This is a genomic window from Acinetobacter sp. YH16053 (assembly GCF_013417035.1).
Lineage (GTDB): Bacteria > Pseudomonadota > Gammaproteobacteria > Pseudomonadales > Moraxellaceae > Acinetobacter > Acinetobacter towneri.
On sequence record NZ_VPEP01000003.1, the window covers coordinates 199,141 to 220,267 of the forward strand.

The window sequence follows — 21,127 nt, forward strand, 5'->3', positions numbered from 1 at the left end:
TATTCGATGCAGATTGCTGCAGATCAGCAGCAACATGCGGGTTTTAAAGCACGTTTTGGCAATTTGCTGACGGTAACGGGAACCGCCAATTTGGCAGGGACGTTGAACCTGTTTGATGAAGTGCCACTTGATCAGCCACTTATTACTGCACAAGGTTCACAAACTACCGTATTACGTGCGCAACAAGGCGTACAACGTGAGTTCGATGCTTATCGCTCAAGCAATCCATTATTTGAGTTGACACAAGTTAGTTATCGTCCTGAACTGAATGCAACGGGCGAGCCTGTACGTGCGGCAGATACAATCAATACCGATGTGGTGATTACGGCAAAGCGTAAATCGACTGAAACGGTGGCGGCTCTTGCTGCTGAACTTGAAGGACGTACTCAGGTTGCCCGTAATTTAGATGTAGTTTTAGCAAGTCTTGATCAGAAACAACAGTTAGAAACGCTGGAAGATGCTGAAAAAGTTTTTGCCAATCGCTTATTTAACAATTTTGCTCAAACTATACGTTATAGCAATGCTGCTGAAAGTACAGTTTCTACGCAGGCATTGAATCAACTGTTTCATCAACTTGATCCAAGTTTTTATGCCAATACCGTTTTAAATGTCGCAGAAGAAAGCAGCAAGCAAGAACGTCAGTTTGCACAGCGTTTGGCAACCGCACAACCCAAACAGCTTTGGTTTTCGGGTGATTACCAAAGTTATGATATGGATTATGTCGGCTTAAATAGTGAGCGCCGTAGTCATCATCAAGGTGTTGGTGTGGCAACAAAACTGGCAGGGATGACCTTGGCAGCGCAGGCCGATTTCAGTCAACTGAACTTAGATGATGCCGTACAAACAGGCTCAAAAAATAGCAGTCAGAGCAAAGCCTATGCACTAACTATGGGGACAGCACAGCAGCTTAATCGTGATTTAAGTGTCGCGGCATGGTTAAAAGGCATGCAGGTGGATGTTGACGCGCAGCGTGGTCATGCTCAAGCACAAAAAATACAGTTTGATGGACAAATGTATGCCGCAGGTTTGCGTCTAGATTATAGCTATCCACTCAGTCAAAAAATGCAGATTCAACCGTATTTAGACGCTTCGTTCCAACATTATGTTCATGCCGAACAAACTCAGCAGGATGGTGTCAACAGCTTAGATGATTTGGTGATGCAGCGCTGGAATTTTGGTGCAGGTTTGCAAGCCAATTACCAGTTGAATCCAGCATGGCAATTGCAAGGCAGCTTGTATTACAGCCAACCGATTCAGGAAAAAGCATATTTAGATACCCATTATGTAGGCACAGCGGAGAAACTGAAGTTTGATGCATGGCATGCCGATCAAGGTCAATATCATGCTGCCTTAGGTTCACAACTTCACTTTGGACAACATAGTTTTCTCAATTTGAATTATGAATATAGCGGGCGATCACATAGCGACAGTCATCGGGTACAGTTGGCGGTAACGACTCGATTCTAATTGATCGTTTTATTCATGAGAAAGTCATGAAAAAGCGTAGATTTGCGTATGAATGAGAAGTTTGAATCTTGATTGAAACAGCCATGTAGATAAATCTGCATGGCTGTTTTTTAGATCACAGTCAAATGGACTGAGTTTTAGACCGCATAGCGACTCATTAAAGTCAGTGGTGCTTTGGACTGTAAATAATCGGCAGGAATAAATACGATATTGGCAGCGTGTTGCTGTGCTGCATCAATAATATGGTTGATCACATCGTCTGTGGCTTGTGCGCTGTCAGGTGCGTGCGCTTGATCTAGATAAATTCGTTGCTTGTCGGTATCGACCCAACCCGTCTGCATGTAGCCTTGTTGAACATATAAAGTATCGACATTATTTTGCAACACTGCCTGATAAATTTGCTGCAGATCGGTCACAACACGGTCACTGGCATAGAGTTCATCCAGTTGCTGCACATGTTGCTGATGCAATTGTTGTTGATGGCTTTTTAGCTCGGTCTGAATACTGTCAATAATGTGTTGTGCGCTGCCTTGTTCTAGCTGAGTGACGTTGTCTACACTGAAAATAATGGCGTTGGGCTGGTCGCAAATAGATTCATAAAAACTGATATTGCGTCGGTCACCCACAATGACCAAGTCCAACGGCTCACTGGCACGTACAGTTTGCACGTTTTTATCGACACGGTTTAAAAACTCTTTGAGTAAACGGTCTTCATTGGTGGCTGTGGCACGTTCTGCACCGCTGGTGCTATATAAGTTATCATTTTGAACAGGAAATGCACCATGTGGCAGTCGTTCATTCAAGTCGCTGTCATCTACAGAAAACTCATGAATTACACGATCATTGGAGGCCTTAATCAGACGTCCAATTTCACGACTGATCACTACCACATAGTATTGCACTGCATAAGATAGCTCACGAATAAAATCACGCACTGAAAATTGTTGATCAATCACAATACGTTCTTGGGTAGGGAATGGCAGACGCAGTACTTGTGCACTGTCGGCTGTGGCAAAAATAGCCAGACTGTCTAAATGGTAGTTGGGATTCAAATCTTTGGTTTGATGATGAATCTGTTCTAAAATTTGTGCCACCAGACGTTTGTCATAGTCTGCCAACAGGCGTTCTTCGAGTTGTTTAAGTTGGTTTTTAAGAGCAATCACATCTTGCTGATTGTCTGGAAAGGTACGATGTGTGGGTAGAAATAAGCTGACTGCAGGTTGTGCCTGCACATTTTTAAGTTGGTTGAGGGTGTCTGTTAAATTAAGCATGTTGGAATTCCTCTTCTAATGAAAATAAGAAGAACAACCAAATGCTTGAGCAAGATAAAACTCAAAGTACTGCTTTATACTCCACTCAAGTCAGTTTTAGTCAGCATCTACAACATTTTGCTACCATGCTAAGTGCTGCATAAAATACCGAATAGCATTGTATAAAAGCTGACAAAACAACATTTTCGGTTGTTCAAGTCTGAAAAAAAACGAAATAAAAAAACTAAAAATAAAAAAGATAAAAAATAAGCAAAAACAGCATAACAAGGAAAGTGATTCAATCGCCTGCTTTTGAATAGAGAAATACCTAAAAAATGTAAGGGATTATAAGACCTTGGTAATTTTGTAAACTGTGTATAAAAAAAGCAGTGCCGAGGCACTGCTTTTGGGTTTCTCAATTGCAATTCGCAATTACATATTCGGGTAATTCGGACCACCGCCACCTTCAGGTGTTACCCAAGTGATGTTCTGTGATGGGTCTTTAATGTCACAGGTTTTACAGTGAACACAGTTGGCTGCGTTAATCTGGAAGCGTTTTGAACCATCATCATTTTCCATGATTTCATAAACACCCGCAGGGCAGTAGCGCTGTGCAGGCTCATCCCATTTAGGCAAGTTTACGTTTACTGGAATAGACGCATCAGTTAGCTTCAAGTGCGCTGGCTGATTTTCTTCATGTACGGTATTCGATACGAACACTGAAGATAAACGGTCAAAAGTCAGCTTGCCATCTGGTTTTGGATAGTTCGGTTTAAAGCTGGTTGCATCTACAGTTTTGAGTGCGCTGAAATCAGGCACTAAATCATGCAAGGTAAATGGTACTTTAAACACGTTCTGGTCGATAAAGTTAAACGCACCGCCCATCCATTGACCAAACTTATGCATTGCAGGACCAAAGTTACGTGCGCTATAAAGTTCTTCTTTAAGCCAGCTGTTGTTGAATTTTTCAGTGTAAGCCGTTAGTTCTTTCACAAAGAAATCTTCGCCTTCAGTTACGCGAGCAATCGCCAAGTCACCGCCTTTTGCGACACCTGCAGCAATTGCTTCAAATACCGCTTCACCGCAGAGCATGCCAGACTTCATGGCGGTATGAGAGCCTTTGATTTTGGCAAAGTTTAAGAAGCCTGCATCATCACCAATTAAAGAACCACCTGGGAAGGTGAATTTTGGCAATGAGTTAAAGCCACCTTTGGTTACAGCACGCGCACCATAAGAGATACGCTTGCCGCCTTCTAGATACTGTTTAATTAGAGGGTGAGTTTTCCAGCGCTGCATTTCCATAAATGGATACATGTGTGGGTTGGTATAAGACAAGTCCACAATCATACCCAAAGTCACTTGGTTATTTTCTGCGTGGTATAACCACCAACCGCCTGAAGAACCTGTTTCACTTAATGGCCAGCCTGCACCGTGCATCACTAAACCTGGTTTGTGTTTTGCAGGGTCAATTTCCCAAAGTTCTTTAATACCAATCCCGTAGTGTTGCGGATCGGCATCTTTATCCAAATTGAATTGCTGGATTAAGCGCTTACCTAAATGACCACGGCAGCCTTCTGCAAAAATGGTGTATTTAGCATGTAATTCATAACCCGGTGTGAAGTTATGCGTTGGTTCGCCATCTTTACCAATGCCCATGTCACCAGTTTGGATACCTTTAACCGTACCATCGGCATGGTACAGAATTTCAGATGCCGCAAAGCCAGGGAAAATAGAAACTTCTAATTCTTCGGCTTTTTGACCTAACCAACGCACCACGTTGCCTAAAGAGATCACGTAATTGCCATCGTTATGCATGGTTTTTGGCACCATCCAATGCGGCGCTTGCTGAGCTTTTTCAGGTGACATCAAGAAGAAAGTTTTATCTTCAGTCACAGGCACATTTAAAGGCGCACCTTCTTCTTTCCAGTTAGGGAATAACTCGTTGATGGCGCGAGGCTCAAGAATTGCACCTGAAAGGATATGCGCACCAACTTCAGAGCCTTTTTCGACCACACAAACGGACAGATCATTTAAATTGTTTTCAATTGCAAGTTGACGAATTTTGATCGCGGCAGAAAGACCCGCAGGGCCTGCGCCTACGATTACAACGTCAAACTGCATCGATTCACGTTCGATGTGTTCCATGTAGGACTCCTCATATAATTGAAGGTGGCAACCGCAGAAACCAACGGTGCTGCCATGAGTATTTCTAGTTTCCAGACACAAATTTAATTATGTCTTTTACAGTATGGGCAAGTATTGTGAGCTAGTATAGTTTTAAACCGAGTCTTAGCCAATTGGCTGAATCGTATTATTTTTCCGTCAGTAAGGTACCGCAGCATGAAGCATGACGATAATTCAATCAAACCGACAGAAAATGTAGCTACGGCTGATAATAAAAACTTAATGGACATTGCACAATATATAAAAACTGGACAGTCAGGTCACAAAAGATCAATCCCACCTCTGGAGCAATGGCATCCAAAGCATTGTGGTGCAATGGATTTAGTGGTAAAGGCCAACGGAGAATGGTGGCACGAAGGTCAATTGATCAAGCGTCAGGCTCTGATAGATTTGTTTTCTAGCGTGCTGTGGAAAGAGCAAGACAAGTTTTATTTAAAAACACCTGTGGAACAAATTGAAATTCAGGTCGAAGACGAACCTTTATTTATTAATCAGGTCGATATTGTTCAGATTGCACAGCAAGACTATATCCAACTCACCACAACCCATCAGGACATTGTCATTGTGGATGCTGAGCATCCAATTTTCATGCGTGAATATGCAGGTGAGTTGCGTCCTTATGTGCATGTGCGTTTTGGTATAAATGCCTTGATTCAACGTGCTGCTTTTTTACATTTGGTTGAATTGGGTGAGCTGAGTGAAAATGCGCAGGGCGAAACGATTTTATCGTTGAAAAGTGGTGATTTGCACTTGCATTTAAGCAGCTGAGGTTTAAGCTTTATTCATCCCATTTTGTATTGCTGAATCTCTTGCTATGACAGCCATTCATCCTGTTTCTCCCTTAAATCAAGCCATGCCAAAAGCACAAGCCAGTGCGCCAATTGGTATTTTTGATTCGGGCATAGGAGGCTTGTCAGTTGCCATTGAAATTGCAGAATATTTGCCCAATGAGCGCATCCTTTATTATGCCGATACTGCACATGTGCCGTATGGCCCACGTGATGATCAAAATATTCGAGAACTCACTGCAGCTGCAATCGAATGGTTATATCGACAAGGTTGTAAAGTTGCGGTCGTGGCGTGTAATACTGCTTCTGCTTTTAGTCTAGATTATCTGCGCGATCATTACGGCGAAGATTTTCCCATTATTGGTTTAGTGCCTGCTTTAAAGCCTGCCGTATTAAATAGCCAAAGCAAAACTGTGGCTGTACTTGCGACGCCTGCGACTTTTCGCGGACAACTTATTAAAGATGTGATGCAGCGTTTTGCGATTCCTGCTCAAGTGCAAGTCTTGAATGTCACCAATCTAGATTTAGTGCCTTTTGTTGAGCAAGGGGCGCAAATGAGTGAGGCATGTTTAAGTTCCTTACAGCAGAGTTTGCAACCTGTGGTCGATCAGGGCGCGGACTATTTGGTGCTCGGTTGTACCCATTATCCTTTCCTAAAACCTGCGATTGAGTCCATTTTTGGTCAGAAACTGACATTAATTGACTCGGGAATTGCCGTTGCGCGTCAAACTTCCCGCATTTTAATTAAAAATGAGTTATTATTTGAACAAAGTTTGGCAGATACTTTACAAATTGCGTGTTATGTCAGCGGGAACAATGCAGAACAATTAAAGCCCGTGTTGCAGCATCTTATTCCAGGCAATATTTCTTGGAGTATCGCAAATGTGAGTACTGTGGACTGACTTTAAGATAATTTTTTTATGATTGGGGAAAGGTATTACAAGTAGACGGTGACCGACTTGTAATGGCAATAGGAGAGGGGAAACCAATGCTCGATAAGCGCTATCAGGTCTTTATCTCGACGTCTGGGGCAGATATGCAGCCAGAACGAGTGATCTTGGCACAAACATTGGTGGGAATGGGTTTTTTTTCGTGGGGTTTAGAACAACGTACCTCACTCAGCACTGCATTTGCACGCCGTCAAATTGATGATTGTGATTATGTGGTGATTCTATTGGGCAGCCAGTACGGTGAGCAATCGGTGTCGGGCGTGGGGTATATGCATTTAGAGTATATTTATGCAGTCACCAAGCAAAAGCCGATTATTGTATTTATGCACGAAGACCCAGATTCACGTGATCCATCTTTACATGACGAAAAGCCTGAATTGCGTGAGAAATTCAAAGAGTTCCGCAAATTATTACAACAAGAAGTCGATCAGGTGTTTAGCTACCGCACTCTGCGTGATTTAGAGCTTGCTGTCCGCTTTAATATGTCGCAAATGCTAGAACGTTATCCGACCTCTGGTTGGGTGCGTCCGCAAAATACGCAAGCCTTGCATGATGAAATTGAAGGTTTAAAAAGTAAGTTACGTCAGCTGGAAACTGATGTGGGACAGCGCGAAGCAGACCCATTTTTAAGCTTGTCTAAAGTGTCGATGAATGAGTCCTATCGTTTTGAATATCGCATGCATGCCTATCAGGATGGTAACTTTAGAGAGCTGAAAGTTGAGCGAAGCTTAAGCTGGGCGCAGTTGTTGGCAATTTTAGGCAATACTTTTACTCATCCGACCCCTGAAGAATATTTTTCGAAACGCATGAATGAATATTTGAATGAAACTGGTTTGGAGGATGCACGTCGGATCATGCCACGTGCGCATGCAGTTGCACGTGCCCAAATCAATATTCGGGCCTTGCATCAGATTAAAATGCAAATGCGTCAAAATGACTGGATTGTGCAGGCGGGGCGTGATGATCGTCAGCGGATGTTGTGGCAAACCACGGCAAAAGCGCAAAAACTTTTAGAGAGCAATTTGCTAGATACCGATCGGGTTTATTCATTTAAAACACCGTATTAATCTCTCAATACAGAGTGAAAAAACTGTTAAAGTAGTCGGGCTCAATCATCAGACACGAGGGCTGAATGTTGTCTACAGCAAAACCCAAAGTAACCGTTCTTTTAGCCAATTTAGGTACGCCTGATGAACCGACTGCAGCAGCGGTTCGCCGTTTTTTAAAGCAGTTTTTATCCGATCAACGGGTGATTGAAATTCCAAAACCGATTTGGCAAATCATTTTGAACTTATTCATTTTGCCATTTCGTCCTAAGCGTGTTGCACATGCTTATGCCATGGTCTGGCAGCAAGATTCACCAATGCGGGAAATTTTGTTGCAACAGGTTGATGCTTTAAAACAGCAGTTATTGCCGCTATATCCTGAGTTTGAATTGAATATTCTACCGGTAATGACCTATGGCAATCCGGGTATTCAACAGGCTTTGGCAGCTTTGAGTCAAAATCCTCAAGATCACGTGATTTTGTTCCCTTTATTTCCACAATATTCGGCAACCTCGACTGCACCTTTATATGATGCCGTTGCCAAATGGGTGCCACAGCAGCGTAATTTGCCGGGCTTATCCATCATTCGTGATTATTATCAGCATCCTTTATACATTCAGGCGTTGGCGCAAAGTGTGCGTGAATTTCAAGCCGAGCATGGTGTGGCAGAAAAATTATTGATGTCGTTTCATGGCATTCCACAGCCGTATGCCGATAAGGGTGATCCGTATGCAGAGCGTTGTCGGATCACGGCCAAATTGCTTGCCGATGCTTTAAATTTAAATGATGATCAGTGGGCAATTAGCTTCCAGTCACGTTTTGGCAAACAAGAATGGGTTAAACCCTATACCGATGTCTTACTTGAAGAATGGGGACAGCAGGGCGTGAAGTCGGTGCAAATTATGAGCCCTGCTTTTTCTGCAGATTGTCTAGAAACGCTAGAAGAATTAGCGATTCAAAATTCAGAGCTGTTTTTGCAGGCAGGCGGCGAGCAATATGCCTATATTCCTGCCTTAAATACCCGTGCCGATCATTTGGATTTGCTCAAACATTTACTTCAAGCTAATCTTGATGCTGTAAAGCTTAACCTAAGCCATTAATTTTTGAGGTTCGCCATCATGTTGCAAGTCAAAATTGTTCCCGTCACTGCTTTTCAGCAAAACTGCTCGATTGTGTGGGATGCAGAAAGCAAAGAAGCAATTTTGATTGATGCAGGCGGTGAGCCTGAAAAGCTGAAAGCCGAAGTTGAAGCGTTGGGTTTAACGGTGAAAGCTTTGTGGCTCACTCATGGACATTTAGACCATGCGGGGGCTGTTGGTGCGTTGCAACATTACTGGAATGTTCCTGTGATTGGTCCACAGAAAGAAGATGCTTTTTGGTTAGATCAACTGCAAGAAGTGTCTGCACGTTATGGTTTTCCTATCCCTGAACAAGTCACGGTTACACAGTGGTTAGAGGGTGGTGAAGTGCTGCAACTCGGTGAAGAAAGCTTTGAAGTGCGTTATGCACCCGGGCATACCCCAGGCCATGTGATGTTTTATAATGCAAAATATGGCGTCTTGTGGACAGGCGATGTGCTATTTAAAGGCTCGATTGGACGCACCGATTTTCCACGTGGGAATCATCAACAATTGCTAGATTCAATTCAGCGCGAATGTTTTAGTTTGCCCGATGACACTCAGTTTATTTCGGGGCATGGGCCAATCAGCACCATTGGTTTTGAAAAACAGCATAACCCGTTTGTAGCAGGGCAAGCAGGTTAAAAGCAGTGTGTATTTATCCTTTAAGAAAAAGTCAGCAGTCGCTGACTTTTTTATTTGCGAAAGGGATTATTCAGCATTTGTTTGCTTTCAATTGCAAACAGCATTGTGAAAATTGTCAGTAAGATGCCAACACTGAGCATTAAAAGATCATGTGTGTAAAGACCTAAACCCGAGCTGCTGGTGGCGAGTAAAATACTCAGCATTAAAATTCCTTTAAGGAATGCTTCCATGGTGTTGTGTTCCTTAAATTATTTTTATTGCTTATTTTTTGTTCAATGGCGTGTGTTCTACACGCGTCACGATTATAGTGTGCAACTCGTCTTTTTTAAGCCATGATTAAGCAACAAAATTTTGAACAATTGATTAACAAAAATGTGAAAGTTTCGATGAAAGTAGTTGTATTTCCCAACGAAATTTTGAGCTGAAATTTAGGTGTACTTTTACTCTTTAAGCAGAGTAATTGTTTGAGTTTATTCCTCAGAGTTTTCTGCTTGCGGAGCATCTTGGGTGGGTAAGCGATACTCGTCATTTGCCCATGCGCCTAAATCAATGAGTTTGCAACGCTCGGAACAAAATGGACGAAAAGGATTGTCTTCCCATTGTGTAGCTTCGCCACAACGTGGGCAAGGGAAAGTACGTGGCATGCTGAACTCCTATGAAAAATACAGGATTGGATTAGGCAAATAGCACCTGACTTGGTAGACTTGTGCCGAATTTTTGTAAGTTTGATCTGATTATGCCAATTCGTCAATTTCAAGCCCAGCGTATGCATGCCCCTCGTGATTTTCAAGCTATTGCCAATGAATCGATTTGTGTTGAAATTGGTGCCGGAAAAGGTAAACACGCCCTATTGTTTAGTGGGCAACATCCCGATAAAAAATTAATTGCGATTGAGCGTACCCGCGAAAAATTTGTGGCGATGCAAAAACAGCATCAGCTTGAAGGTCAGCAGAACTTACAGATTGTTCATGCCGATGCGATTCCATGGATTGTGCATGCTTTATTTCCTGCTCAAGTCGAGCAATTCTTTATTTTATATCCGAATCCAGAACCGCATAATGCCACCCAGCGTTGGTTGAATATGCCGTTTTTTGAGTTTTTATTGTCACGCTTAAAAGCAGGTGGCAGCATTACTTTGGTGAGTAATATTCCTGAATATATTGCAGAAGCACAGCAACAGCTGATTGAAGTGTGGAAGTTGCCATTTATTCAGCAGGATGTTCCAGTAGATTCAGCACGCACTCACTTTGAAATCAAATATTTAGCACGTGGCGAGCGTTGTCAGGAACTGCTGATCACCAAACCTGCGGCTTATACAACCCGTTTTGATGATTTTCAGCCTTTGCAAGGACAGCAGCCAACTTTAACACCTGCTGCAGTTGAGGCGAAAGTTTCTGCAGACTCAAGTGCAATAACTGAGTAAACAGGCATGAAACAGCGCATTGCAATTATAGGAGCAGGGCCAGCAGGGCTAATGGCTGCCGAAGTGCTGAGTCAGTATGCCTATGATGTGCATGTCTATGAGCAGAAACCTTCAGCGGCACGTAAGTTTTTGATGGCAGGTAAAACGGGGCTGAATATTTCACATGCCGAACTGATTGCACAATTTATTCAGCGTTATGATCGGGCGGAATGGTTGGCGCCGTGGATTCAACAATGGGATGCGGCTTGGATTCAAAACTGGATGCAGGGTTTAGGTATTCAGTCTTATGTAGGTTCATCGGGGCGAATTTTTCCACAAGAAATGAAAGCCGCACCTTTGCTACGCGCATGGTTAAAACGCTTGGTTGATGCAGGCGTGCAGTTTCATTATCGGCATCAGGTATGTGATTTAAAGAACAATCAACTCAGTATTCAAAATCTAAGTACAGCGCAAGTTGAACAACAGCAGTTTGCCGCTATTGTGATGGCATGTGGAGCAGTGTCGTGGTCGAAATTAGGTAGCGATGGTGCATGGCAGCGTTGGTTATCTGCCAATGAAATTCAGCCTTTTCAAGCCAGTAATGCAGGGGTGGAATGTCACTGGTCTAACTATATGCAGCCTGTTTTTGGGCAACCTTTAAAACGTGTACAAGCATGGGTGAGCGGTGCTGAACCGAGCATGGGCGATATTGTGATTAGCCATTATGGTTTGGAAAGTGGCTTAATTTATAAGCAAGGGCGCGCGTTGCGACAGTTGCAGCACGCTCAACAACCGATGCAACTACACCTAGATTTATTGCCCGATTTAAGCATTGAGCAACTTTGTCAAAAGTTGCAACCTTCAAAAAAACAGTCTTTAAGCAATATTTGGCGTAAGGCGGGTTTGGATGCCGTGAAGTCTGCAGTCGTACGTGAGTTGGTGGATAAAGCTCTTTGGCAGCAGCCTATGCAATTGGCGCAGCAGATTAAAAACTTAACGGTGCCTTTAAAGGGTTTTCGTCCTATTGAAGAAGCAATTAGCTGTGCGGGTGGGGTCAAGCGCGAGGTTTTGTCTGCACAATTGCAATTAAATTCTAATCCTCACGTTTTTCTTTGTGGTGAGATGCTGGATTGGGATGCACCAACGGGCGGCTATTTGCTGACAGCCTGTTTTGCGACAGGTCGTGCTGCCGCGGAAGGGGTGCATCAATATTTACAGCAGCGTCCGTAAAAATACGTTATTGATCCAGTTGTGGATATTGCCCGCGCCAATGTTCCAGTTGTTGCTGCGCCTGTAATAACTCTGCTAAACCTTGTTGACGTTGTGCTTTACTGACAGGATAAGGTGCAGAAGTTGTGTTTTGAGCTGCCAGATATTGCGCTTGCTGTTGCCAATAATGACTCATTAAGCCTTGAATATAACGCCCTTGTGGCGTCTTTAAATCCAGTTGCTTGAGCATGCTTAAGGCAGATTGAATGTTGTCCTGTAGGCGATTTTTAGCAAATGCAGCATCGAGTTGTTTGTTTTCATGCAAGCGTTCTAACTCATCTTCCAAATCATTACTCATTTGGTCATGGCGTTGTTCATAATCCATCAGCAATTGAATGTCATGTGGGTCATCCGCAGTCATTTCAAAGGGCTGAAGCGCGACTTGCTCGACCTGAGTTTGCATGATTTGATCTTCAGGACTGAGTTTGTCTGCATTTTCTATCTTGCTGCGCTCACAGGCGCTGAGGGCGAAAGCCAAACAAATTGTTAAGGGAGCAATCATGTGTTTAAAGGTTATTTGCATTTATTCGCTCCAGTCATATTCAACTTTTTTGATAGACATAAACATGCGTGCAATAGGGAAATTCAATTTCATCTTGCGCATACTTATTCGTATATTCTAATACTAATTGCTCAAATTGTGTTTTGAGTTGTTGTCGCTGTTCAGTTGGCATTGCAGCAATGAAACTGGTCGAAAGCAAACGCTTAGACACGACTTGTTCAACTGTACCAACATGCGTGTGATGAAATTGCTGCTCGTGGGTGAGTTGGAATAAATCTGTATCGTCAAATACCTGACGCCAGTCTTGGTTGTGAAAACGCGGGGTATCGCCCTCAAAAGGCAAAATCATCTGTGCCAGTGCATTAACCCAATTAACCGAAATATCACGTTGATTCCAAATTAACAGCAAATGACCTTGCGGTTTTAAGATTCGGTGAATTTCCTTTAAACTTTGCAGATTGGCAAACCAATGAAAAGATTGCGCACAGCTCACCAAATCTGCACATTGATCGTGCAGTGGTAATTGCTCACTTCGTGCTTGAATTGTCTTAACTTGTGGGTAAAGTTGTTCTAATTCGGCTAACATGCTGGCAATCGGATCTACCGCTATAAGCTGAGTTGTCAGTTTGAGCAAATGTGGCAGGAACTTTCCTGTGCCAGAACCCAAGTCTACAATATTGCTATTAAGTGGAACTTGGAGCTGATCTTGCAGGAAAACATCGACTTCTTGCGGGTAACTGGGACGAACTTGTTGATATAGGTTTGCCCCTAAAGCAAAACCTTGTTGTGCGGCAGGATGTAGAGATTGTGTCATATTTTGCGATTTTTAATCTGCTGTGCATCTATAAAATAACATATTCACTTTTGGACTTGCGTACAGGGTATTCAAGTTTAAAGTAACGGTTTAATTCAGCGCCTTGGCGCCGGTGTGGGAATGGACAAACACATAATTTTTGAAGACGGACATATCCGCGCTATTTTCATGAAAGGCTCATCTCAGGAGCTGATTTTTTCTTTTGGCGATTTAATTACACGGGCCAAAGGAACGTCTATTAATGCCGAAAAATCACTGGAAAAGTTTCATTTTAATGTGATTGGGGTCATGCCTAAGGAAAAATCATGGTTTCCTGAAGCTTCTATGCGTGCCATGTTGGCAGCCATTCAAGACCTGATTGCTCCGTTTAAAATTCGCGTGGGCTATGGCGGCTCAATGGGTGGCTATGCGGCAATTAAATATTCCAATTTGCTGGATTTAAACCGCATTGTGGCTTTGGTGCCGCAATATTCAATTGACCCTGAAGATATTCATGACCCACGCTATAACATGTTTTATCATGCAGACTTAAATGCCAATATGCGCATTCAAGCGCAAGATGTATCGGCACAGCGTGAATATATTGTGGTCTATGACCAATATTATGCTGAAGATCGTGGGCATTATTTAAAAATTCAGCCTTTAATTCCGCATTTACATACCTTACATTTGCCATTTACAGGGCATGATGCAATTGCGATTTTAGCCAACTCTGAATTACTGAATGACTTTTTAACCCATCCTTTTGATGCGCCGTTCTTTTACCAAAAAATTCGCAAGGTGAAAAAGAACAGCAAGTTTTACTATCGTAAAGTGATTGAAAATGTCTTGCCGAATCATCGTTGGTCTTTAGGTCGTATTTTAAAATACAATAACTTACAGCTAGACAGTAACTTTTTTGATGCCAAGTTAAAACAAAACCTGATTCGTTCCTTGCTTAGTAATAAACAGGTCGATCAGCACGATTTAAACAAACTTGGCTTACAAATTCAGTTACCGTATGAAAATCGTAATGTCTTGCTCGACCATTTTGGTCATGGTTTGGTGTTTAACATCATCAGCCAAAAAATTGAGAGCTATGCCGCACATGCAATTGCCTTAAATCATAAATTCCTGATTCCAATTTATGCAAAGGGCAGTGGTTTGGTGCAAATTTATCTGAACGATGAACGCTATTTAATTAGTATGAATGATCGTCATGTCATGAAACTATGTAAGGAACAAGATGCACTTGCTGCAGGCATGCACCCATTAATATTGAAAAAATATAGCGACTATTTTGTATTGAGCTATAAAGATTTGAACCTGAGCAGTGATGAGTTTGGCGGCAACGACTTTGTGGAAGATTTGCCAGATACTGCCAAATTTACCCTAGAACTGGAACAGTAAGCTGCAAAGTTTGATCCATTATTTAGAAGGTTTAAATTTTAGACACTTGTATTGTTTTGCCATTGGGCTAAGATGATCTTAAAACATGGTTTTGTTGATCATTCCAAGGGTAGTATGTATGACCAAGTTGTTGATGCCTGCTGTGCTTGTTTTGCTGTCCAGTTTCATTTTATCTGCGACTTTATTTGTAGATGCGCCTGAGCCGAAGGCTTATCTATTTTTCGCTTTAGGTTTGTTGGTATTGTTGGGATTAGGCGCTTATGTATTCCGACAAGTTCAAAAATCGATACGCTATCACATGAATAAGCCTGCAGATTAAATGCAGGCTTATTTATTTGCGCTGAGTTATTTTTGTGCTTTTCAAGCAACCAATAAATCAAAAAAATTATAGTTTAATCACTTTAATTTCTTCTTCAGTATCTGTACTTGGTGCAGCCTGAGTCTGTGCTTCTTGAGTAGGTGCGGCAATGGTGGCTGCAGGGGCGATATTCTGCGAAGGCGCGCTTAATGGTGCTTGATAGATAGGCACGGCATGATCACTTTGTCCTGTAATCACTTCTTTGGTTTCCTGAATTTTAGTATTTACATTGTTGGCAAGTTGCTGCCCAGTATGTTTGGCTTGAGCCGCACCCTGACTGCCCAATTGTTTGGCGTTGTCTAAAGCTTGATGTGCCGATGGGCGAATTTTTTCAATACCTTTTTCGGTTACTTCACCGACTTTTTGTGCTGCCTGAATCACACCTTCCTGAGTTTTATATGCCCAAACATGTAAGAGGTTTGGATTGTCTGCATAAGGCTGAATTGGTTTGTTGCTTTGAGGTTGCGTATCACTACTTTGTGCCCACACCGAAGCACTACTGAACAATAGTCCAATACAAATGCTGATATTGATCTTTTTCATTGTGCTGTGCCTCTTAGGATGCCGAATACTGGTCGTTGAAAGGTTTTGAATGGAATGTACTGCATTGTATAAAGCCTAGATGATCTGCAGTGTTTATTTTTCGCAAGTATGATGTGTTTTTAGGTGAAATTTTCAGTGTTTGAGACTTTAAAGTGCTTGAAACTATGGCAGAGTTTCAGACTTAAAGAAGAAGACCCACATAAAATTGTGGGTCTTGTTACTCTGGAGAGTTGTTAAAGCAGGGCAGCAATGGCCACACTGCTTTTATCATCTTAGTTTGAAATATCAAGCGATGCTGTATTTATATTGAAAGTCCAACAATCTTGCTACATCAAGATACATTCAAAGCTGTTTTTAGCTTAGTTGCATTGTGCAAGCGCATCTTTATGAAAATGGTTGCGTAAGGTGATGAAGTTCTTTTGCACAGTTGCATCATGCAAGTCAAAGTGAGTTGCTATGCTAGTCCCATCTTGTGCAAATGTTGCAGAACCAGCTGAAATTAATGCATTGCCTTTAAATGCCCATTGTTCAATAGAACGACCTGCTTGCAGTGTGCCTGTAAATTCGATCACGCATTTATCAATAAATTTTGTGAGTTTGGCGCTGTTATTGACAGTGTCTGGGTAAACTTCAATATTTTTCACTTCTTGTAAAACACCTGCTGTGAGCTGTGGAATGACAGGTGCAGAAGTACACGCACTAAGAGAAAGGCAAGTTAAACCCGATAAAATGAGTGTTTTAAGTTTCATAAGCTTGTTTTCTTGTTGAGTGTTGTTAGGTTGAGTATAGGGAATCTGAAGTGAAATGCCTAGTTACTCGGCTCTAATAAAAAGTATGCGTTTAAAATAGAAACGCTGAATAAGTATTTTGACAAGCAGGGTAATACAGATGCCATATAGCGTATGTTCGAGTCTAATTTTTTTGTCGCATTAATTTCTGAATCTCGTCAATTGTATATGGGGGTACTTTTCTATGGATCATCGCATGGCAATTCGCACATACAGGAATAAGGTCTGTTACTGGGTTCAAAATATATGTCATTTTGATTTGAGATAAAGGAGTAACATGGTGTACATGGATAAAGTTTTTACCTAGTTCGCCATACACTACTTCAAAATTAAATCCACAACATTTGCATGAATACCCATGTTTTTCTAAGCATTTTTTTCGTGCTTGTGGATTGCGTTCATAAGCATTAACTTGAATCTGTTTTAATGAGCCTTCTTTGAAAATTATATCGGTTGGAATAATTTCATCTTGAATATCATTTTTTTCTAAAGAAAAGTTGGTTATTTCTCGCCCATTAACTTTAATTTTATTTCTTGTATATTTATCTTGCCAAGGTGCAGCAATTTCTGATTTTTTAGTGAGTTCGGCTGAAAACCAATCTACCATATTTTGAGCAATGAATAAGGCAGTTTTATTTGAGTTTTTTGCTAGATTGCTTAGCGTAAGATTATGTTCTTCTAAGAGAAGACTAACAATTTCGTCACGGTGTACTGAATTCTGTTGTGTTAATGCTAAGTCAATTATTTCTGAAATAACTGGAAAATAAATTTTTTTCTCAAAAATATTTGAATCTTTGTTTTTATTGATTTTATTAAAAATTTTCTCATAAGTTGAGTTAGGGATATGGTTCCCATTATTTTCAGGAGTCCAATTAATATTTGGGTCGATACTTTCTAACTCTTTAAGAGAAATGAATGGAATTGTAGAGAGGTTCATAAACTCTAAGTCAACGAAGTTTGTTTGCTCGATGTTTTTGATAAAATCTTTATCTTTGTACACATTTGAGATAATAGTTCCAATGCCAATAATTCCTTTTTCATTTTTGGGAATATTTCCTAGTTTCATAAGTAGGAATGTATCACCTATACCAATGTTTTTAATGCGTGTAGTTTTCCATGCATGTATAGGTTTCTCATTAGGCAGGTTGTCGATCATTTCTTTTTGTTTGTGCCATAGAAATTTATCAGGATTCCATGTAAATAAATATGTACTCATTTCTGTAATCTAAATATAAAAACCCCACTATCAAAATAGCGGGGTTTCTTTTAATTTACAAGTAATTAAGATTTTAGTGCTGCAATACACTTACATCCGCAACACGTGTAAACAAATCACGTAACTGCGCAAGTAAACGTAAGCGGTTGGCTTTCAACTCTGCATCATCTGCCATCACCATGACACTGTCAAAGAAAGCATCAATAGGCGCACGCAATGCAGCCAATTGAGAGAGTGCAGTGGTGTAGTCTTTTGCTGCCAATAATGGCTCAACCACAGGTGTGATTTTTGATAGTTCAGCGAATAATGCTTTTTCTGCATCTTCCACCAAGTCTGCTTCAATGACGCTTCCTTCAGGCGCAGTTTCTTTGGCTAAAATGTTGGCAACACGTTTGTTTGCAGCAGCCAATGCAGCCGCCTCAGGCAAGGCACGGAAGTGATTTACTGCATTCACACGCTTATCAAAATCTAGTGGAGATTTTGGTGATAAAGCTTGAACGGCTTGAATCACATCTACCGCAACGCCTTGGTCTTCGTATTTCGCACGGTAACGACCTTCTAAGAAGGCTACCGCATCTGCCAAAGTCTTGTCGTGATCTTTTAATACATCGCCATAAGCAGTCAAGGCTAGCTTAATCAAGTCTTCAATTGAAACATCAAGATTATTTTCAGTCACTAAACGCAAAATACCAATCGCAGAACGACGCAATGCAAATGGGTCTTTAGAACCTGTCGGCGCTTGACCAATACCAAAAATACCTGTGAGGGTGTCTAAACGGTCTGCAAGGGCAATGGTCGTGCCTGTTTTGGTTTTAGGAAGTACATCACCCGCAAATTTAGGTAAGTATTGTTCACCCAGTGCTTCTGCAACTTCGTCATTTTCACCTTCAAGACGTGCGTAGTAAGTTCCCGCAATCCCTTGAAGTTCTGGGAATTCACCCACCAATTCAGAGGTTAAGTCACATTTTGCAAGCAAAGCAGCTTTTTCTGCATCTTGTGGATTTGCACCCGTAATTGGCGCCAAAGCAACAGCCAGTTTGGCAATTCGTTCAGATTTGTTCCAAAGTGTGCCCAATTGCGCTTGGAAAACCATGTTGACCAATTTTTCTTTGCGTGATGCAAGCGGTTGTTTCTGGTCTTGCAAGAAGAAGAATTCAGCATCAGACAAACGTGGGCGCACCACTTTTTCATTACCTTCAATAATTTGAGTCGGGTCTTTAGACTCAATATTGGAAACTGTAATAAAGTAAGGCTGTAATTTGTTGTCGCTATTGACCAAACAGAAATACTTTTGGTTGTCCTGCATGGTGGTAATTAACGCTTCTTGAGGCACAGCAAGGAAACGCTCTTCAAAGCTGGCACGTAAGGCAACAGGCCATTCAACCAATGCAGTTACTTCATCACGTAGATCCGCAGGAACAATCGCAATCGCATTAACTTCATCTGCCAACGCTTTTACTTGTTGGTCGATGATAGCTTGACGCTCTTCAAACGACGCTACAACGTAAGCAGCTTTTAACTTCGCTAAGTATTCATCGGCATGCGTTAAAGTGATAGCTTCAGGTGCATGGAAACGGTGTCCATAAGTGACATTACCTGCCTGATGATCTTGAATCGTTGCTTCAATTACTTGATGATCTTTAAGTAAAACGACCCATTTAACTGGACGCACAAATTCAGTACGGCTCGCAGCAGAGCGCATGCGTTTTGCAATTGGCAGGTTGTCCAACGCAGTTTGTAGAATTTGTGGCAATAATGCATCAATGCTTTGACCTTTCACATCTTTTAGGTAGCACACTTTTTCAACTTTACCTGCTTGGAATGTAGAGACTTGATCTACCGTAATGCCTTGACCGCGCATAAAGCCTTCAAGGGCTTTGGTTGGTTTGCCTTCGGCATCGTAAGCAGCTTGAACAGCAGGGCCGTCAAAGCGTTTTTGTGTGTCTGCTTGTGCGGCATCGACATTAGCAATTTTAAGTGCCAAGCGACGTGGTGCTGCATAGGCTTCAATTGCATCAAAAGCCAAGCCTGCATCTTTTAAACCTTTTTCAGTTTCTGCAAGTAGTGCATCACGTAAGGTTTTTAAGCTTTTCGGTGGGAGTTCTTCGCAACCGAGTTCAAATAAAACTGTATGTTTAGACATTATTTGCTTTCCTCAGTATTTTGCGCTTTGGCTTCCGCTTCAACCTGTGCTTTTAATTGTGCCAAGACTTCATCACGTAAATGCGGTTCAGCCATTGGGAAGCCTAATTTTGCACGTGCAGTCACATAACTTTGTGCAATAGAACGTGCCAAAGTACGAACACGTAAAATATAACGCTGACGTTCAGTCACAGAAATTGCACCGCGCGCATCCAACAGGTTAAAGCAGTGAGATGCTTTAATCACTTGCTCATAAGCAGGTAATGGTAATTCTGCTGCAATTAAACGGCTCGCTTCTACTTCATAGAAGTCAAACAGTTCAAACATTTTTTCTACAGGTGCGTATTCAAAGTTATAGGTCGATTGCTCAACTTCGTTTTGATGGAACACATCGCCATACGTCACAGTACCAAACTGTCCTTTAGTCCAAACCAAGTCGTAAACTGAATCTACACCTTGCAGGTACATTGCCAGACGTTCAAGACCATAGGTGATTTCGCCTGTTACAGGGTAGCATTCAACACCACCGACTTGCTGGAAGTAAGTAAACTGAGTCACTTCCATGCCGTTTAGCCATACTTCCCAACCTAAGCCCCAAGCGCCAAGTGTTGGAGATTCCCAGTTATCCTCTACAAAGCGAATGTCATGCACCAATGGGTCAATTCCAATTGCTTTTAAAGAATCTAAATACAATTGTTGGATGTTGTCTGGGTTTGGTTTCAGCACCACCTGAAATTGATAGTAGTGTTGTAAGCGGTTCGGGTTTTCGCCATAACGACCATCTTTAGGACGACGAGATGGTTGTACATACGCCGCGTTCCATGTTTCTGGACCTAAAGCACGTAGGAAAGTGGCAGTGTGGAATGTCCCTGCACCCATTTCCATATCGTAAGGTTGTAAAACGACGCAGCCCTGCTCCGCCCAGTAGTTTTGTAAGGCAAGAATTAAGCCTTGAAAGGTATCAATATGCGATATGGCGCGACTCATGGTCATCCACTTAAAATTAGAGAAAAATTGTGCTCAATTATAAGGATTTTGAGGTGCAGTGCAAAGGATTCGAGCGTTTCAGCGACAAGTTCTGATAATAAATTATTTAAACGCTTTTGTTTAATTTTCGAGTTAATTCAAAACGTACCCCCATACCAGATATATTTTCCCAGTTGGCAAAGTCCTGAATCGCAGACCATTCACATAAACGTCACCTCATGACGCATAACATCTTTCTCAATCTTAATTTTCAAATCATGAAATGTTAG

General features: G+C 41.8%; 21 protein-coding genes. 10 read left to right on the forward strand and 11 right to left on the reverse strand.

Translation table 11 applies throughout. The annotated features are described in order from the left end of the window. The first annotated feature begins 6 nt into the window (after window positions 1–6). Window positions 7–1,467 (forward strand): autotransporter outer membrane beta-barrel domain-containing protein, encoded by a 1,461-nt coding sequence (locus FTV43_RS04310; protein WP_131261087.1) that lies wholly within the window; start codon window positions 7–9, stop codon window positions 1,465–1,467. A gap of 137 nt (window positions 1,468–1,604) precedes the next feature. On the opposite strand, the gene FTV43_RS04315 is transcribed toward FTV43_RS04310, so the two are convergent. Continuing rightward, window positions 1,605–2,738 carry a hypothetical protein gene (locus FTV43_RS04315; RefSeq protein ID WP_179994936.1) on the reverse strand — a complete coding sequence of 378 codons (1,134 nt, stop codon included), beginning with the start codon at window positions 2,736–2,738 and terminating at the stop codon, window positions 1,605–1,607. Window positions 2,739–3,149: 411 nt separating this feature from the next. Next, window positions 3,150–4,862: an electron transfer flavoprotein-ubiquinone oxidoreductase gene (locus FTV43_RS04320; RefSeq protein WP_179994937.1), complete on the reverse strand. Its 1,713-nt coding sequence runs from the start codon at window positions 4,860–4,862 to the stop codon at window positions 3,150–3,152. Window positions 4,863–5,057: 195 nt separating this feature from the next. Here FTV43_RS04320 and FTV43_RS04325 point away from each other — a divergent pair, with 195 nt between their 5' ends. The 5 genes from FTV43_RS04325 (at window position 5,058) to FTV43_RS04345 (ending at window position 9,448) form a co-directional block, all read left to right on the forward strand. Continuing rightward, window positions 5,058–5,669, forward strand: coding sequence for a DUF1285 domain-containing protein (locus FTV43_RS04325; RefSeq protein ID WP_179994938.1), 612 nt, complete (start codon window positions 5,058–5,060; stop codon window positions 5,667–5,669). A 46-nt stretch (window positions 5,670–5,715) separates the two neighbouring features. Beyond that, window positions 5,716–6,591, forward strand: coding sequence for a glutamate racemase (gene murI / locus FTV43_RS04330; protein ID WP_004975969.1), 876 nt, complete (start codon window positions 5,716–5,718; stop codon window positions 6,589–6,591). Window positions 6,592–6,677: 86 nt separating this feature from the next. Then, on the forward strand, window positions 6,678–7,706 hold the full coding sequence (locus FTV43_RS04335; RefSeq protein WP_179994939.1) for a DUF4062 domain-containing protein: 1,029 nt from the start codon (window positions 6,678–6,680) through the stop codon (window positions 7,704–7,706). A gap of 65 nt (window positions 7,707–7,771) precedes the next feature. Next, window positions 7,772–8,785 (forward strand): ferrochelatase, encoded by a 1,014-nt coding sequence (hemH, locus tag FTV43_RS04340; protein ID WP_179994940.1) that lies wholly within the window; start codon window positions 7,772–7,774, stop codon window positions 8,783–8,785. 18 nt (window positions 8,786–8,803) lie between these two features. Continuing rightward, window positions 8,804–9,448 (forward strand): MBL fold metallo-hydrolase, encoded by a 645-nt coding sequence (locus tag FTV43_RS04345; RefSeq protein WP_179994941.1) that lies wholly within the window; start codon window positions 8,804–8,806, stop codon window positions 9,446–9,448. Window positions 9,449–9,498: 50 nt separating this feature from the next. Here the strand turns inward: FTV43_RS04345 and FTV43_RS04350 are convergent, their stop codons facing one another. Beyond that, window positions 9,499–9,678 (reverse strand): hypothetical protein, encoded by a 180-nt coding sequence (locus FTV43_RS04350; protein WP_179994942.1) that lies wholly within the window; start codon window positions 9,676–9,678, stop codon window positions 9,499–9,501. A gap of 240 nt (window positions 9,679–9,918) precedes the next feature. Further along, complete coding sequence (locus FTV43_RS04355) at window positions 9,919–10,092, reverse strand: DNA gyrase inhibitor YacG (protein WP_154321096.1); 174 nt, start codon at window positions 10,090–10,092, stop codon at window positions 9,919–9,921. An 86-nt stretch (window positions 10,093–10,178) separates the two neighbouring features. Here FTV43_RS04355 and FTV43_RS04360 point away from each other — a divergent pair, with 86 nt between their 5' ends. Both FTV43_RS04360 and FTV43_RS04365 read left to right on the forward strand, forming a co-directional pair. Then, window positions 10,179–10,871, forward strand: a complete 693-nt coding sequence (locus FTV43_RS04360) for a tRNA (guanine-N(7)-)-methyltransferase (protein ID WP_257224091.1) — start codon at window positions 10,179–10,181, stop codon at window positions 10,869–10,871. A 6-nt stretch (window positions 10,872–10,877) separates the two neighbouring features. Then, complete coding sequence (locus FTV43_RS04365; RefSeq protein ID WP_179994943.1) at window positions 10,878–12,080, forward strand: TIGR03862 family flavoprotein; 1,203 nt, start codon at window positions 10,878–10,880, stop codon at window positions 12,078–12,080. Between the two features lie 7 nt (window positions 12,081–12,087). Here the strand turns inward: FTV43_RS04365 and FTV43_RS04370 are convergent, their stop codons facing one another. Both FTV43_RS04370 and FTV43_RS04375 read right to left on the reverse strand, forming a co-directional pair. Then, the gene (locus tag FTV43_RS04370; RefSeq protein ID WP_179994944.1) at window positions 12,088–12,642 is read right to left on the reverse strand and encodes a hypothetical protein; all 555 of its coding nucleotides are present in this window, start codon (window positions 12,640–12,642) and stop codon (window positions 12,088–12,090) included. 19 nt (window positions 12,643–12,661) lie between these two features. After that, window positions 12,662–13,435, reverse strand: a complete 774-nt coding sequence (locus tag FTV43_RS04375) for a class I SAM-dependent methyltransferase (RefSeq protein ID WP_179994945.1) — start codon at window positions 13,433–13,435, stop codon at window positions 12,662–12,664. Window positions 13,436–13,555: 120 nt separating this feature from the next. On the opposite strand from FTV43_RS04375, the gene FTV43_RS04380 reads away from it, so the two are divergent. Together FTV43_RS04380 and FTV43_RS04385 are read left to right on the forward strand one after the other, a co-directional pair. After that, complete coding sequence (locus FTV43_RS04380; RefSeq protein ID WP_131261080.1) at window positions 13,556–14,824, forward strand: hypothetical protein; 1,269 nt, start codon at window positions 13,556–13,558, stop codon at window positions 14,822–14,824. 118 nt (window positions 14,825–14,942) lie between these two features. After that, the gene (locus tag FTV43_RS04385) at window positions 14,943–15,143 is read left to right on the forward strand and encodes a hypothetical protein (protein WP_104852993.1); all 201 of its coding nucleotides are present in this window, start codon (window positions 14,943–14,945) and stop codon (window positions 15,141–15,143) included. Window positions 15,144–15,209: 66 nt separating this feature from the next. On the opposite strand, the gene FTV43_RS04390 is transcribed toward FTV43_RS04385, so the two are convergent. The 5 genes from FTV43_RS04390 to glyQ all read right to left on the reverse strand — a co-directional run bounded on the left by FTV43_RS04390 (window position 15,210) and on the right by glyQ (window position 20,858). Then, window positions 15,210–15,725 (reverse strand): hypothetical protein, encoded by a 516-nt coding sequence (locus FTV43_RS04390; RefSeq protein ID WP_179994946.1) that lies wholly within the window; start codon window positions 15,723–15,725, stop codon window positions 15,210–15,212. A 359-nt stretch (window positions 15,726–16,084) separates the two neighbouring features. Continuing rightward, a complete protein-coding gene (locus FTV43_RS04395) occupies window positions 16,085–16,474 on the reverse strand; it encodes a hypothetical protein (RefSeq protein WP_004976007.1) in 390 nt (129 codons plus the stop codon). Window positions 16,475–16,637: 163 nt separating this feature from the next. Further along, entirely contained in the window at window positions 16,638–17,729 is a 1,092-nt protein-coding gene (locus FTV43_RS15885) for an HNH endonuclease (RefSeq protein WP_218950772.1), read from the reverse strand. A 73-nt stretch (window positions 17,730–17,802) separates the two neighbouring features. Beyond that, window positions 17,803–19,872, reverse strand: coding sequence for a glycine--tRNA ligase subunit beta (gene glyS / locus FTV43_RS04405; protein ID WP_179994947.1), 2,070 nt, complete (start codon window positions 19,870–19,872; stop codon window positions 17,803–17,805). After that, window positions 19,872–20,858, reverse strand: a complete 987-nt coding sequence (glyQ, locus tag FTV43_RS04410; protein ID WP_104853290.1) for a glycine--tRNA ligase subunit alpha — start codon at window positions 20,856–20,858, stop codon at window positions 19,872–19,874. The genes glyS and glyQ overlap by 1 nt, the downstream gene beginning before the upstream one ends. Between the last annotated feature and the right edge of the window lie 269 nt (window positions 20,859–21,127).

Coding starts and splice junctions, on each gene's coding strand:
- FTV43_RS04385 (WP_104852993.1), top strand. CDS start 14,943: ATGACCAAGTTGTTGATGCCTGCTGTGCTTGTTTTGCTGTCCAGTTTC.
- FTV43_RS04325 (WP_179994938.1), top strand. CDS start 5,058: ATGAAGCATGACGATAATTCAATCAAACCGACAGAAAATGTAGCTACG.
- FTV43_RS15885 (WP_218950772.1), bottom strand. CDS start 17,729: ATGAGTACATATTTATTTACATGGAATCCTGATAAATTTCTATGGCAC.
- FTV43_RS04315 (WP_179994936.1), bottom strand. CDS start 2,738: ATGCTTAATTTAACAGACACCCTCAACCAACTTAAAAATGTGCAGGCA.
- glyQ (WP_104853290.1), bottom strand. CDS start 20,858: ATGAGTCGCGCCATATCGCATATTGATACCTTTCAAGGCTTAATTCTT.
- FTV43_RS04320 (WP_179994937.1), bottom strand. CDS start 4,862: ATGGAACACATCGAACGTGAATCGATGCAGTTTGACGTTGTAATCGTA.
- glyS (WP_179994947.1), bottom strand. CDS start 19,872: ATGTCTAAACATACAGTTTTATTTGAACTCGGTTGCGAAGAACTCCCA.
- hemH (WP_179994940.1), top strand. CDS start 7,772: ATGTTGTCTACAGCAAAACCCAAAGTAACCGTTCTTTTAGCCAATTTA.
- FTV43_RS04390 (WP_179994946.1), bottom strand. CDS start 15,725: ATGAAAAAGATCAATATCAGCATTTGTATTGGACTATTGTTCAGTAGT.
- murI (WP_004975969.1), top strand. CDS start 5,716: ATGACAGCCATTCATCCTGTTTCTCCCTTAAATCAAGCCATGCCAAAA.
- FTV43_RS04380 (WP_131261080.1), top strand. CDS start 13,556: ATGGACAAACACATAATTTTTGAAGACGGACATATCCGCGCTATTTTC.
- FTV43_RS04310 (WP_131261087.1), top strand. CDS start 7: ATGCAGATTGCTGCAGATCAGCAGCAACATGCGGGTTTTAAAGCACGT.
- FTV43_RS04355 (WP_154321096.1), bottom strand. CDS start 10,092: ATGCCACGTACTTTCCCTTGCCCACGTTGTGGCGAAGCTACACAATGG.
- FTV43_RS04370 (WP_179994944.1), bottom strand. CDS start 12,642: ATGCAAATAACCTTTAAACACATGATTGCTCCCTTAACAATTTGTTTG.
- FTV43_RS04335 (WP_179994939.1), top strand. CDS start 6,678: ATGCTCGATAAGCGCTATCAGGTCTTTATCTCGACGTCTGGGGCAGAT.
- FTV43_RS04375 (WP_179994945.1), bottom strand. CDS start 13,435: ATGACACAATCTCTACATCCTGCCGCACAACAAGGTTTTGCTTTAGGG.
- FTV43_RS04395 (WP_004976007.1), bottom strand. CDS start 16,474: ATGAAACTTAAAACACTCATTTTATCGGGTTTAACTTGCCTTTCTCTT.
- FTV43_RS04350 (WP_179994942.1), bottom strand. CDS start 9,678: ATGGAAGCATTCCTTAAAGGAATTTTAATGCTGAGTATTTTACTCGCC.
- FTV43_RS04345 (WP_179994941.1), top strand. CDS start 8,804: ATGTTGCAAGTCAAAATTGTTCCCGTCACTGCTTTTCAGCAAAACTGC.
- FTV43_RS04365 (WP_179994943.1), top strand. CDS start 10,878: ATGAAACAGCGCATTGCAATTATAGGAGCAGGGCCAGCAGGGCTAATG.